The organism is Flavilitoribacter nigricans DSM 23189 = NBRC 102662 (assembly GCF_002646595.1).
In the GTDB taxonomy this organism is placed as follows: Bacteria; Bacteroidota; Bacteroidia; order Chitinophagales; family Saprospiraceae; genus Flavilitoribacter; species Flavilitoribacter nigricans.
Map to the genome: position 1 here is coordinate 286706 of NZ_PDUD01000020.1, position 13992 is coordinate 300697.

Sequence of the window (13992 nt, forward strand, 5' to 3'; positions counted from 1 at the left end):
TAATTGGTTAACAGTTGTTTACAACTTAAAAATATAGGTGAATCAATCGGTCAATTCGTCACCAAATCACCCCATCTCCCCTTCACCCCATCTCCTAAATCTCCCCCTCACCCGAATCACCCTCGCGCTCCCACAAAAACCAAATAATCCCAAACGCCAAAATAAGCAGGTTTAACCTCAGCGAGCAGCGGTTTAAAGCGATCGGAAAGGATCGGCAACAAATGTCCGTCTATGCGAACGTGGTGATTGCCCATATGATTCCTGAACCAGTCGTGCCGGGAATCGTGAAAGTCGGCAACGGCAATGATCCCTCCGTCCGCCAGGTCTTCGCCGGCCCGGTCGAGTAAGTCTTTCCACTGCGGATTGATCATGGTCAGGGCGTAGGAAAAGAGGATCACATCCGGCCGGTAGGAGAGGGGAGACTGTCCGTAAGGAGCCTGGATCAGTTCCACCCGATTGCCGAACCTCCGGGTATTTCGCTTTGCGATCTGCAGCATGTCTGCCGACAGATCCATTCCCTGCAAACGCGCATTGGGATAGTGACGGGCCAGCTGGGCGAGATTGTATCCCGTTCCGCAGCCTACTTCGAGGATGGTGATCAGCGCTTCCCGCTGAAAGGGAAGTTCCCGAACGATGCGTTTACGTCCGAACAGAAAGGACCAGCGGGTCAGGTCATAGATCCCGGACTGAAACTGATAGTAAGTGGCAATGGTCTGATTCTGTTCCTTGATACTGGATGTGATCCGGGTTTTGTGCACGATAGAGGAAATTGAGTTTTAAAAAATTGGAAATGATGGTTTTAGGTGTTTAGTGGCGGACGGTTCCGATGTAAACGCTACCGTAGGTCCCCACCCGGTCCAGGGTATGAAAAACGGCCGCTGCATCGGGGTCAAACGTTACCCGTTCCCGGACGAACGGCGGCAGGAAACTGATCTCATCGGCGGCGGAGCGCAGCAGGATGCGGGTACCGGGCTGGCTATTAGCTAGGATCAGTTGCCACTCTTCCGCCAGTGCCGGCCGGTTATTGGCGGCCAGCCAGTCCTGGTGGTCCAGCAGCACGTAATGGGAATAAGCCTTCGGGAATTGTTTTAGAAAATCGCTCAGGGTGATGGTGTGTTGATCGATACGGTTCGTTTGCCGGGCGATGGCGGATTGATTGGCCGCATTCAGATAAGCCGGGCAACAATCCAGAAAATAACATCCGTGGAAATACAACTACCAGAAATAATTATCCTTCAGCGGCAATTGGGTAAATACCTGCCGCATACTGCGTTTGATATAGCCCAATACTCCATCTTCGTGCTGGTCAAAAAACAGCGCCCGCTGGCTCCGGGGCACCCCTACGGCATACAGGGTAATGTGCTGATTCACGACCCACTGGATCAGCCGGTTGAGGACCTTCCCTTCGATCTGACCGTAAAGCCGGACCTGTTCTTCCAGACTGCCTGCCTCGAACATTTCCCGGATCTGCCGGTGCAGTTTGGGGCGGGATTTCAGGTACTGGCGCGCCCACCAGGCCACGCTGCCGGAAGAGCCGTAGTAGTAAAAGGATTTTCGTAGTCCCTGACCGTTGAAGTATTGCTGGTGGCTGTCCCAGTAAGCGCGGGCATAGTCAGGAAGTAACGGCCGCAACTGACCGGTATAGATCTCACTCCAGTTGGGATGCCAGCCCTTACCGAACAGCAGAAACAGATCATTGTGCTTCAGTTGACGGAGGGCAGCTTTTTTGAGTTCCAGGAGGGCATTTTGGCGGGGATTGACGTCGATGCAGTGGATCCGGGCGGGTTCGTCCAGCAGGTATTCGAGCGCATTGCATCCGGCGCTGGTGATCATAACGATCTCGCTGTCTCGTTCCAATTGCAACATTTGCCGGTCGCAGCGGGGATCTTCCCAGCAGGTATTGTAGACGAGGTGGCGATTATGGATCTGCCGGAAGACCCAGTCCTGGATCTGATCTATTTTTTTGGTCACGATGATTACTATTGGGTTCGGACCAAAAATACAGTCTAAGTCCCGGGCCTGGTGCCGGAAACAGTTTATCTAATTGCTAATCTTTGGTTAAGTGAAGATTAAGAGTGTGTTTGGGAATTATTAATCGGGCTGCAAACGCCACTTTTTCGTTTATACTTCAGCTATTTTTCTGTCCGTACCCTCCGGGTATGCACTTCAAAATGAGCTTCGCCTAAACAAAAAATTGACTGTTTTCGCCACAAAGAAAAAATCCCAAACACACTCTAAGCTCTAACCTCGGGTTCTTCGATTTCGACTTGCTGTTTTAAATAATTGTAAATATCCAGTTGGGCCCGGTTAACGGATGAGCCGTCCGGCCCTGTTCGGAAAGTATTGCATTGATCGGGATCGATCTTTCTGGCTTTGCAATTATCCGCCAGTTGAATGTCGATGATCTCCCGTAATTCCTGTCTGATGTCCGGATCGTAAATCGGGATCGCCACCTCAATACGGTTGTAAAGATTCCGATTCATCCAGTCGGCGGAAGCAGTATAGATCTTTTCGTCACCTCCGTTACCGAAGATCAATACCCGGGAGTGTTCGAGGAACCGGTCCACGATAGAGATGATCTCGATGTTGCTGTCCGGCCCGGGCAAAAGGCAACAGATACCCCGGACGATCATTTGGATCTTGACGCCGGCTTCACTAGCTTCCAGCAGCTTGTCGATCATGCCCTGCTCCTCCAGGCTATTCATTTTGAGGATCATATAGGCCGGTTTCCCGGCTTTGGCCAGTTCGATCTCATTATCGATCATATCGATCAGCCGGTCGCGCAGATAGAAGGGTGCCACCAGCAGGTGTTTTGTTTTGGGAACGATGATCTCTCCTTCCAAGACCTTAAAGATCTTGCTGACTTCCTTGCCCAGTTTTTTATCCGCCGTGAGCAGGGCGTGATCACAGTAGATCCTGGCGGTTTTTTCGTTGAAGTTACCGGTGCCCAGATAGGCGTAATTCCGGATATCGTCGCCCTCTTCCCGCTGGATCAACAGCAGTTTGGTATGCACTTTGATACCCGGATAGCTGTATTGTACCTTGGCACCTGCTTTTTCCAGTTCCTTTCCCCAGTGCAGATTGGACGCTTCGTCAAAACGGGCTTTCGCTTCAATGAAAGCCATAACCTCCTTACCGGCTTCCAGGGCTGCGAGCAGGGCCTGGACGACCTTGGATTGATTCGCTACCCGGTACAGGGTGACCTTAATGGCCTTTACCTGAGGATCCGCAGCGGCTTCCGCAATCATCCTGTGGACATAGTCAAAACGCTGGTACGGAAAGTGGAGCATCTGATCCTTTTTCGCGATGAGTGACAGGATCGAATCCGCCTTTTCGAGCGTTGGATGGGGGAGTGGTGGCAGCGACTCGTAATGCAGCTCCGGATGCCCGACGGGGTCCGGAAATGCGAAAAAGTCATTGAAGTTGTGGTACCGTGCTCCCGGGATCAGGTCGTTCTTGCTCAGGTTGAACAGTTCCTTGATCCTAGCCACCAGGTCTTCCGGCATGCGGCTGTCGTAGAGGAAACGGGTCGGTAGTCCTACCTGACGTTCCTTGAGCCCGGCCTGTATCTTTTCTACCAGATCGCCACTGAATTCATCATCAATATAGATCTCGGCGTCTCTGGAAACTTTGATGGCGTATACTCCCGAAACTTCGCGCTCCAGATAGTTCTCCAGATGGTTGCGGATAATATCGTCCAGAAAGGTGATAGGATGGTGCCCGGCTTCGCTTCCCGGCATCTTGATGAATCGCGGCAGTTTATCACTGGGTATATTGACAATACTGAGGTCGTGAGAATCGGGGAAAGTCACAATGAGATAAAGCGCTTTATTCAATAAAAAAGGCGCTTTCTTGCTGCTGCTTTCCAGTTCCAGATTTTGTAAAAGCGGGTAAACCTTCTCGTAAAAATACTGGTGGGCAAATTTTTGTTGCTCGGCATTGTACTCGTCCGGCTTTAGCAGTTCAATGCCGTGTTCCGCCAGTTCCGGTAAAATATTTTCCTGAAAGATCTCCCCGAACATTTCCTGTTGGGAACGAACGATCTGACGGATCTGTTTGAGTTGTTTTTTGGGTTTTATATCGAGTTCTTTGCGGGTTTTCTTCCGCAATTTGCGGTAACTGCGCAGGGCTGCTACCCGTACTCTAAAGAACTCGTCCAGATTGGAGCTGTAAATAGCTAGAAATTTTATCCGTTCGTATAGAGGCACTTCCGGATTGGCCGCTTCCTGGAGGACCCGGTGGTTAAAGTGCAACCAACTAATGTCTCTTGCTATTTTGCTTGTTGTTTCGCTCATGTATTCGAAATGCCTGTTGAATTAAACCCTATATTTGGCACAATAGTACTCATTATGAGTAATGAACCATAAAATTGGGGCAAACTACTTTTTAAAACCTGTTTGCGGGCAAGATTGTGCGTTAAGCCTAGATTAAATTTATGCCGGTATCCTTTATCGATAAAATTGCAGCAATGTTTCCGGAATTGCCGGAAAGCCGGACCTTACTGGCCGTCAGTGGAGGTGTCGATTCGATGACTATGGCGCATCTATTCGAGACTGCCGACTGGGCCTACGGGATTGCCCACTGCAACTTTCAGTTGCGGGGGGATGCTTCCGATGCCGATCACGATTTTATCAAGGCCCGGGCGCTCTATAACGGAGTCACCTTTCACAGCATTACTTTTGATACGGAGGACGAAGCCGCCAAAAGGGGCATTTCCATCCAGATGGCTGCCCGCGACTTACGCTATCCCTGGCTGGAAGCCGTCCGGCAGGAGCACGGCTACGATTTTGTGGCCACAGCTCACCATCTGAACGACAGCATCGAGACCAGTCTGATCAATCAAACGCGGGGCACCGGCTGGCGGGGGCTGAGCGGGATATCCGAGCGCCAGGACCATTTGATCCGGCCGCTGTTGAGCTTCACCCGCAGCGAACTGGAAGACTATCTCCGGGCTAACGATATTGCTTTCCGCGAAGACAGTTCCAATGCCAAGGACGATTATCACCGCAACCGCATTCGGCACCACGTCATTCCGGTACTGCGGAGCATCAATCCTGCTTTTGAAAGAACATTTGAAAAGAACCTGAAGATCTGGTCGGAATCCACCCATCTACTGGAGTGGGCCATCGCCGAACTTAAACAACGATACGTCCAAAAGCGGGGCGATCAGTTGGTGATCGATTACCGTTTTATCGAGGATCACCGGGACGCGGCTCCCACTTTGTTTTTCGAGTGGGTCAGCCCGTATGGCTTTCATCCGGATCAGTTGACGCAGGCCCTTTCGGCCGCCGGTAAGTCCAGTGGAGCCATGTGGTATTCGACGACCCACTGCCTGCTGGCGGATCGCAACGCTTTTTTGATCCAGCCGGCTACATCGGAGCGCACGCCTCCGGTCAGTCACCAGCTGGAAAAGGCAGGAGGCCGGGTATCATTAGAGAACGGCCTGCTGGCGACCGACGTCTTCGATCGCCCGGCGGAATTCTCCTTTTCCCTTTCGGAATTTGAAGTGGAACTCGATGCCGAAAAAGTACAGTTCCCGCTGACGGTCCGACACTGGCGGGAGGGAGATGTTTTTTGCCCGCTCGGACTGGGTGGCCGCCACAAAAAGCTCCAGGATTTTTTTTCCAATCTGAAACTGAGTCGCTTCGAAAAAGAACAGATCTGGCTGGTCCTGGATGGCCGGGGCGAGATCATATGGGTGGTCGGTCACCGGCCCGACGATCGCTATAAGGTCGACGCGAAAAGCTCCAGGCTCTTAAAGCTGAGTTTCCGGGCGCGTTAGTCTCAGCAAAATTGTAATTTTGGGATCGTTATCCGGTAGCAATTGCCGGAGTGTAAGAAATAGCAACAAATTAAACATCCCACTATGCACGCCCTGAAAAATTCCCTGTTTGTCCTTGGTATCCTGTTTTCCGTATCGTCCATTGCGCAAACTGACCTTACCGTTCCCCAAACGCAGGTCCCGATGATCACCAAGATCTCCGCATCCTGGTGCCCGTATTGCGGTACCTGGGGTTGGGATTTTATGGAAGCCCTCATGGAAGACAACAGTAATTTCAGTAATCTGATCACCGCACACTATAGCGGCGACTACCGGTCTACTGAAGCCGCCCAGATGACTTCCAATTTCGGAGCATTCGGCCAGCCGGAGTTTTTCTTTAATTCCGACCGCATCTCCGTTAATGCTTCCACGACCAACCAGATGAGAACGGAGGTAAAGGCCATGATCGCGCAAAAAAGGGAGGAGAGCCCGGTCGTACAGACGGGGCTGCTGGCGGGCCCGAATAATGGTCAGTTCAACGTCGTAACCAAAACCCGCTTTTTCCAGAATACTTCCGGGGAGTTCTATCTGGGTCTGTACGTGGTCGAAAAATCCTTTTCCGGACCACAGGCCGGCCGGCAAACTACGGCCCTGCACAAAAATGTACTGCGTGCGGGCTTATCCGATAATACCTTTGGCGAGCAGCTGATCGCCGGTGCGGTTGGAGCCGGAGAAGAGGTCATCATTCAGAAATCCATTGCGCTGGATGAGCTCGGTTACAATCCGAACGATATCCGGCTTCTAAGTATAATCTGGAAAAAAGACGGCTCCAAATACACCGTGGTCAATACCAATTCCCTCAGCGAATTCCAGGCGGGAGTGGAACTGTTGGCCACCACCGCTACACGGCAGCTGGGGGAGGCAGATTTTCAGATTTCCGTACAACCTAATGTCGTTTCCGATTTTTCCCTATTGAAATTAATTTTACCTTCGCAGCGGAAAAATTTCCGGGTCGAACTCTGGACACTGGATGGCCGGAAGGTGCAGGATATCTTTAGCGGACAACTGCCCGCCGGCGAGCACCAGTGGTCGATCGACCGATCGGTTACCACGGCAGCCGGGGTGTATGTACTCCGACTGTACGACGGGCTCGGCCAGATAAGCCGGCAACTGATCTTCCAGTAGTGGTCCGGAGCAATAATTTGTAGCATTGATCGAACTGGATCTTACCGTTTGGGAAAAACAACTGCGGCTGAAAAGAGAAGCCGGAGTCAGTTATCTGCTGGACCCGATCCGGAATAAATGGCTGGTTTTGCAGCCCGAAGAGATCGTTCGCCAGTTGATGGTCCAGTATCTGCTGCAGGAAAAGCACTATAATAAGAATCGCATTCGCATCGAACAGGGGCTATTGGTGAACGGACTGAGCAAGCGTTGTGATATTTTGATCTACAATAAGGCAGTACAACCGTTTTTGATGGTGGAATGCAAGTCGCCGAAAGTGCCGATCACCCAGGCCACTTTTGAGCAGATTGCCAACTATAATCTACCTTTACAGGTTAAATATTTAGTGGTAACCAATGGACCTGCCACTTTTTGTTGTGAGATGGATTATGAAACGCGAAGTTTCAATTTTTTGTCCTCCATCCCTGAATATCAGAATTTTTAAACCAAATTAGTCAGTTGCTCCCTGTCGGAAAGTCGTAAGAAAAAAGATAGGGACTGATTGAATTACGACCCTAAGACCGGCAACTGACAGCAATAATTCAGTCCTAACCAGTTCGTATGAGTCAATCTACTGTTCTGATCGTTGGTGCCAACGGTCAACTTGGTTCGGTTTTAACGGATGCCTTGCGGGCGGAGCTTGGAGAAAATCGGGTGATCGGCTCCGACATCAAAATGCCCAAAGAAGAAAAAGGGCCTTTCGAGTTGCTCGATATTATGGATAAAGAGCAGCTCCACCGATTAGTCCGGAAATACCAGGTTACGGAAGTCTACCAGCTCGCCGCCATTCTTTCCGCCAAAGGAGAGGAAAATCCCAAACTTGCCTGGGACATCAACATGAACGGCCTGTTCAATGTGCTGGAGATCGCCCGGGAATGCAACCTGAAGGTCTTTTTCCCCTCTTCCATTGCCGTTTTCGGCAGCCATACACCGCGACAACAAACACCACAGGAAACCATCATCCATCCGGAGACCATTTACGGGATCAGTAAAGCCGCCGGAGAGAACTGGTGTCAGTACTACCATCTCAAATACGGTGTGGATGTGCGGTCCCTGCGCTATCCGGGCGTTATCGGCTACCAGTCAATGCCCGGCGGTGGTACTACGGATTACGCCGTGGAGATCTACCACAGTGCGGTCCGGGAAGAGCCGTTCACCTGCTTTCTGAAGCCGGATACGCGCCTGCCGATGATCTATATGCCCGATGCGATCCGCGCTACGCTGGAATTGATGGATGCTCCGGAAGAGCAGCTCAGTGTCCGTACGAGTTACAACCTGGCCAGCATGAGCTTTTCGCCGTCCGAGATCTACGAAGCGATCCGTAAACATTTCCCCGCATTTAACATTGAATACCAGCCGGATTTCCGTCAGAAGATCGCAGAATCCTGGTCGGAGACCATCGATGATACCAACGCCCGCCGGGATTGGGGGTGGCAGCCGGAATACGATCTGGAAAGTATGACGGACGATATGATTTTCCATTTACGCAAGCAATACCAAAAGAATATCTATGTTTAAAAATGTCGAACCTGCCCTGCAGGAAGAAATTTCTGAGATCCGGGAAGCCGGACTTTACAAAAACGAACGCATTATCGTCACGCCCCAGGGAGCGGAGATCGAAACCCAGGGCGGTAAGGAAGTGCTGAACTTCTGCGCCAACAATTACCTGGGGCTGTCTGCCCATCCCGACGTGATCGAAGCGGCCAAGCAGGCGATCGACACGCACGGCTTCGGCCTTTCCTCCGTTCGTTTTATCTGCGGTACCCAGGACATCCACAAGGAACTGGAAGAAAAGATCGCGGCTTTTCTGGGAATGGAAGATGCCATTCTTTACGCGGCGGCTTTCGACGCGAACGGCGGTCTGTTTGAGCCGATCCTCACGGCGGAAGACGCCATTATTTCCGATGCACTGAATCACGCTTCCATTATCGACGGTATTCGTCTCTGCAAAGCCCAGCGCTATCGTTTCAACCACAACGACATGGCCGACCTGGAAGAAAAGCTCAAAGAGGCGCAATCTGCCCGGCGTCGCCTGATCGCAACCGATGGCGCTTTTTCTATGGACGGGACCATCGCCCAACTGGATAAGATCTGTGACCTGGCCGATAAATACGACGCCATGGTGATGGTGGACGAATGCCACGCCACCGGCTTTATGGGCAAAACCGGTCGCGGTACCCACGAATACTGCGACGTCATGGGCCGGGTGGATATCATTACCGGCACTTTCGGTAAGGCGCTGGGTGGCGCTTCCGGTGGTTTTACCGCGGCGCGTAAAGAGATCGTAGAAGTATTGCGGCAGCGTTCCCGGCCGTATCTGTTCTCCAATACCGTGGCTCCCTCTATCGTTGGCGCTTCCATCAAGGTGGTAGACCTCCTCTCGGCTTCAACGGCCCTGCGCGATAAACTGGAAGAGAACACCAAATATTTCCGCCAGGCCATGACCGAAGCCGGATTCGACATCATACCCGGCGAGCACCCCATCGTGCCGATCATGCTGTACGATGCACCGCTATCCCAAAAGTTTGCGGATCGCCTCCTGGAAGAAGGGATCTATGTGATCGGCTTTTTCTATCCGGTAGTACCCAAAGGCAAAGCCCGGATCCGGGTGCAAATGTCCGCTGCGCACGAACGGGAACATCTGGAAAGAGCCGTTGCGGCCTTCACCAAGGTTGGGAAGGAACTCGGGGTTATTTAAGGAGTTGAAGCTTACTGCGATTATCGTGATACCGTAGTAGAGGCCATTGGAGTATCGCCGTATTTCAACATCATTGAACCAAAAAGATCACATGAAAAATATTACTGTAATCGGTGCCGGTACCATGGGTAACGGCATCGCTCATTTATTCGCCATGAAAGGCTACGCGGTATCTCTGCTGGATATCTCGGAAGATGCCCTGGCCAGAGGCCTGAAAACCATTGACAAGAACCTGGACCGCATGGTGCGGAAGGAGATCCTGACCGAACAGGATAAACAGGCTACACTGGACCGCATCTCTACCTTTACGAGCCTGCCGGCCGCGGTGGAAAAAGCGGAACTGGTGGTAGAGGCCGCTACCGAACGGGTAGATCTGAAACTGGATATTTTCCGGGAACTGGATAAAGCGGCTCCCGAGGGGATCATCCTGGCTTCCAATACTTCCTCGATTTCCATTACCCGGATCGCAGCGGTGACCCAACGACCCGAACGGGTGATCGGCATGCACTTCATGAACCCCGTGCCCATTATGAAACTGGTCGAGGTGATCCGGGGCTACAGTACCTCCGATGAAGTGACGGATCAGATCATGGAGCTGTCCCGAGACCTGGGGAAAACCCCGGTGGAAGTGAACGACTATCCGGGCTTTGTGGCCAACCGCATCCTGATGCCGATGATCAACGAGGCGATCTACTCCCTCTATGAGGGTGTTGCCGGCGTGGAAGAGATCGATACCGTCATGAAGCTGGGGATGGCTCATCCGATGGGTCCCCTGCAACTGGCCGACTTCATCGGACTGGATGTTTGCATGGCCATCCTGAAGGTACTGCAAGACGGATTCGGTAATCCTAAATACGCACCCTGCCCGCTGCTCGTCAATATGGTGACCGCCGGAAAACTGGGGGCAAAAACCGGTGAAGGTTTCTACGCCTATACACCGGGCAGTAAGGACCTGAAGGTAGCCTACCAGCGCTAAGGGGCGATCAGTTTACTTTCGACCGCAGGCCCTGCAACCAGGCAGCAAGCTGCAAGGACAGATAGGAGAAGACGGTAATGCCGAGCAAATCGCACAGCATGTCCATCAACTCAAAATTCCGCGTCGCAAATGCGATCTGGGTAAATTCCTCAACAATCGCGAAAATACCTACCAGCAGTGCGCCGGACAGAACGGGTAAGGAGAAAATCCTTACCCGTTTGTGATTCAGGGCCAGGTTCACCAGAAAAGCCAGCATGCCGTAAAGGGTGAAATGACCTACTTTATCACCGTAGGGTAGTTTTCTTATTTGTTGCAGTTGAGGAGGTACCTGACCGGTATCTGCCGTAAAAATGATCCAGCAGATGAACAGGAAAAAACCGATCGCGAGGACTGATCGCAGGTTCTGACCGGTTAGAGAGCGCAAACTTTTTGAATACATAGGACGTGTTTAAGCGATATCAGAATAGAATAAGATCTGTGTGAAAATGCAGGGATGGCGTTCGGCCCGGATGATCGTGCCCACCTCATCCCTGCAGCCTGGACTTTGCATTATTTTTGGGCAGGAGATTTGTCTGTCTCCGGATCGGAATTCACATTGTACCAGTTGATGTTGCGCGTAAAATACATCGTGGTCGCCAGAATAAGGGTGAGCCCCAGGCTGCCCAGCAGCAGTGCATAATCCGCCATCTGGAGGGTGACAAATAGAAATCCGTACACGCCGGATAATACCACCAACAGCAGCACCGTCAGCTTTTTCCTTTTAAAAATGGTGGCCGAATAAAGCGTGATCATACTCACCACCGCCGAAGCCGAAACCATGAAGGCCGCATTGAAATTCGTATGTTCGGAAATAGACACCAGCAGTATATAGAACAGGCACAACGCCAGTCCAACCAGAATATACTGGAAGGGATGGATCTTCTTTTTATTTAGGATCTCGATTAGGAAAAAAGTCAGGAAGGTCAGGGCAATGGTCATGATCCCGTACTTGACCGATCGCATGGATTTTTGGTAATCGTCCAGTGGTAATAAGAGGTCTACTCCGAAAGCGGCATTGTTTACCGCTTCGGCGGGACCGTTATCCATCCAGGATTGTGGGAAATTTCGGTTCAGTTGCAGCACTTTCCAGTGGGCCTGAAAACCCGCATCGCTGATCTCCCGCTGATCGGGCAGAAAGCTGCCATTGAAGCTGGGGGAAGTCCAGTCCGACCGGATATCTACCGTAGTGATACTGCCCAGCGGCACAAAACTGATGTTCTGACTCCCCTGCAGACTCAGATCGAAACTAAAGGGAATGCTGCCTTCCAGTGCCGCTTCCAGCCCGGGTACGGCCATCGTAATGCCGGATTGGAAGAGACTGCCCGCTTTGGCGCCGGGTTCCACCTCCAGAGTGCCTCCGCCCCAATTGAAACCGATCTGCTCTTCGATCCCTCTCAGATCGGAGATCCCAAAAGTGAGGAAAGCCTCATCGTATCGTATCTGGTGGAGATAGTTTTGGTCGATCTTGGGCCGGATGAGAAAATTCCCGCTAAAGGCGAGTTTCGATTTGTATACCACCACTTCGTAAATGCCCCGACGCAGTTTTTCCGGCTGGATACTGCCCTCCGCGTGGAGTTCTTCCGGTAAAATATTCAGATAGCGGGTATAGAACTTCGTTTCTCCGTTCTCGGTACTCTGATAGGTAGCGGGAATGGTGAGCACCGGCCCCGTTAACTGCTGCCGGCCCGCCCACTTGGCGCTGACCTCGTAGACCGCCTCCCGGTTCAGCGATTCTCGTTCCTGAATGATGTTGTAGATCATGGTACTTGGGATCAATAACACAAGACTGATAATGGTGATGATCACCATCTTTAGGGTCACCGAACTCTTGATCCAGTTGTTCAAAAGGCTGATAGGCGAATTTTCCGTATTCATAATGGAGCGGTTACAGCACTTTGAATTTCAAAGTGGATGGTTAAAAAAGAACCGCAATGATCTGCGGCTATCATAAAGTACTTTGAAATACAAAGTAAAAGAATTTATCAAAATAAAGCAAGTGCCCTGGCCACAAAAAATAAGGGTGCTGGGAAAATAGGGGAGTGGGTATAAAAAAACGGTTCCGGATAACTGGTCGAATTATCCGGAACCGCTGTGCGGACCAAAAGCCGGTCCGCTGTTTACAAAAGTACTTCTGAAAGACCTGAACCGTTAGTACTCGTCTTTAAACCGGTCGATAACCCTCCGTTCTTTTTTGGTGGGTCGGCCGGCGCCCTTTTCTCTTTTCTCGGCGCCGCCTTTACCGATGTACCAGTCGTTGTACTTGTTTAGTTCCTCTTCCGGGGTCAGGTCCTCGTAGCAGACCTGGGCCAGGGGCGCGGAAACCCGCTTCTGGATCAGGTCAAGTACTTTGAACTGTAGGCGAAAGCCGTTTTTTTGTACATGTACAATCTCGTCCCGTTGCAGCATATAGGACGGTTTGACCGATACCTCATCGATCTTTACCTTACCGCTTTTGCAGGCATCGGTTGCCAGGGTACGGGATTTAAAAATGCGTACGCTCCAGAGCCATTTATCGATCCTTACTTTCTTCAGCATAAATAATCCTCCGACTATTCTTCTTCTAGTTTAGGGAACTCCATATTCAGAGATTCCAGTTTCTCTACAATGGTTTTCGTGACGATATAGTTCCGGTACCAGCGTTTATCTACCGGTACGATCGTCCAGGGAACTACATCACAACGATTGATCACGTCTTCATAACAACGCATATATTCGTCCCAATGTTCCCGTTCTTTCCAGTCATTGGCGTTGTGTTTCCAGTTTTTCTCCCGCTCGTCGATCCGTTCCTGAAGTTCAATCTTCTGCTGGTCGTAGCTGAGGTGGAGATAGAATTTGAAAATGTGGGTATTGTTGTCAAATTCCAGGAGATCTTCGAACGCATTGATCGCGGCGATCCTTTTATCCACCCGTTCTTCCGTGATCCAGTTGTGCACCCGCTGGATGAGCACATCTTCATAATGCGAGCGGTTGAAGATCTGGATCATGCCCTTGGCGGGAGCTCTTTTGTGGACCCGCCAGAGAAAATCGTGGGCAAATTCCTCTTCGGTCGGTTTTTTGAAAGAGTAGACATTGATGCCGTTAAAACTGCAATCCTTGAAAACGTTGCGTACCGCGCCGTCTTTCCCACTGGCATCCATGCCCTGGAAGATCACGAGTACGGCGTGTTTCTGTTCGGCGTAAAGCAGTTCCTGCAATTCTCCCAAACGTTCCACCAGCCGGTCCGTTTCCTTTTCGAGTTCCTTGCGGGTAATGCTTTCGGGAGGAAGGGTTGAAATTTCGGAGAGTTTGATCATGTAT

The 13992-nt window shown here is 51.3% G+C and carries 12 protein-coding genes and 1 pseudogene; 6 read left to right on the plus strand and 7 right to left on the minus strand.

From position 1 onward, the window contains the following. Nucleotides 1–116: 116 nt before the first annotated feature. The 3 genes and pseudogenes from CRP01_RS15185 to ppk1 form a co-directional block, all read right to left on the minus strand. Nucleotides 117–758, minus strand: coding sequence for a class I SAM-dependent methyltransferase (locus CRP01_RS15185; protein WP_233752688.1), 642 nt, complete (start codon nucleotides 756–758; stop codon nucleotides 117–119). Nucleotides 759–807: 49 nt separating this feature from the next. Further along, nucleotides 808–1971, minus strand: a pseudogene (locus CRP01_RS15190) (DUF3419 family protein). A gap of 263 nt (nucleotides 1972–2234) precedes the next feature. Further along, nucleotides 2235–4295 carry a polyphosphate kinase 1 gene (ppk1, locus tag CRP01_RS15195; protein WP_099150908.1) on the minus strand — a complete coding sequence of 687 codons (2061 nt, stop codon included), beginning with the start codon at nucleotides 4293–4295 and terminating at the stop codon, nucleotides 2235–2237. Nucleotides 4296–4468: 173 nt separating this feature from the next. Between ppk1 and tilS the strand changes: the two genes are divergently transcribed. From tilS to CRP01_RS15225, 6 genes are all read left to right on the plus strand, one after another. Further along, nucleotides 4469–5782, plus strand: coding sequence for a tRNA lysidine(34) synthetase TilS (gene tilS / locus CRP01_RS15200; RefSeq protein ID WP_170110382.1), 1314 nt, complete (start codon nucleotides 4469–4471; stop codon nucleotides 5780–5782). 84 nt (nucleotides 5783–5866) lie between these two features. Further along, nucleotides 5867–6946, plus strand: coding sequence for an Omp28-related outer membrane protein (locus CRP01_RS15205; protein WP_099150910.1), 1080 nt, complete (start codon nucleotides 5867–5869; stop codon nucleotides 6944–6946). Between the two features lie 25 nt (nucleotides 6947–6971). Continuing rightward, nucleotides 6972–7427 (plus strand): type I restriction enzyme HsdR N-terminal domain-containing protein, encoded by a 456-nt coding sequence (locus CRP01_RS15210; RefSeq protein WP_099150911.1) that lies wholly within the window; start codon nucleotides 6972–6974, stop codon nucleotides 7425–7427. 116 nt (nucleotides 7428–7543) lie between these two features. Continuing rightward, entirely contained in the window at nucleotides 7544–8500 is a 957-nt protein-coding gene (locus CRP01_RS15215; protein WP_099150912.1) for an NAD-dependent epimerase/dehydratase family protein, read from the plus strand. Further along, nucleotides 8493–9680 (plus strand): glycine C-acetyltransferase, encoded by a 1188-nt coding sequence (gene kbl / locus CRP01_RS15220; RefSeq protein ID WP_099150913.1) that lies wholly within the window; start codon nucleotides 8493–8495, stop codon nucleotides 9678–9680. The genes CRP01_RS15215 and kbl overlap by 8 nt, the downstream gene beginning before the upstream one ends. Nucleotides 9681–9771: 91 nt before the next feature. Beyond that, nucleotides 9772–10656 carry a 3-hydroxyacyl-CoA dehydrogenase family protein gene (locus CRP01_RS15225; protein WP_099150914.1) on the plus strand — a complete coding sequence of 295 codons (885 nt, stop codon included), beginning with the start codon at nucleotides 9772–9774 and terminating at the stop codon, nucleotides 10654–10656. Nucleotides 10657–10663: 7 nt separating this feature from the next. On the opposite strand, the gene CRP01_RS15230 is transcribed toward CRP01_RS15225, so the two are convergent. The 4 genes from CRP01_RS15230 to CRP01_RS15245 form a co-directional block, all read right to left on the minus strand. Continuing rightward, nucleotides 10664–11095, minus strand: a complete 432-nt coding sequence (locus CRP01_RS15230) for a VanZ family protein (RefSeq protein ID WP_099150915.1) — start codon at nucleotides 11093–11095, stop codon at nucleotides 10664–10666. A 110-nt stretch (nucleotides 11096–11205) separates the two neighbouring features. Beyond that, nucleotides 11206–12570 (minus strand): cell envelope integrity protein CreD, encoded by a 1365-nt coding sequence (gene creD / locus CRP01_RS15235; RefSeq protein WP_099150916.1) that lies wholly within the window; start codon nucleotides 12568–12570, stop codon nucleotides 11206–11208. A 273-nt stretch (nucleotides 12571–12843) separates the two neighbouring features. Beyond that, nucleotides 12844–13230, minus strand: a complete 387-nt coding sequence (locus CRP01_RS15240; protein WP_099150917.1) for an RNA-binding S4 domain-containing protein — start codon at nucleotides 13228–13230, stop codon at nucleotides 12844–12846. A 14-nt stretch (nucleotides 13231–13244) separates the two neighbouring features. After that, complete coding sequence (locus tag CRP01_RS15245) at nucleotides 13245–13988, minus strand: PPK2 family polyphosphate kinase (RefSeq protein ID WP_099150918.1); 744 nt, start codon at nucleotides 13986–13988, stop codon at nucleotides 13245–13247. Nucleotides 13989–13992: the final 4 nt, after the last annotated feature.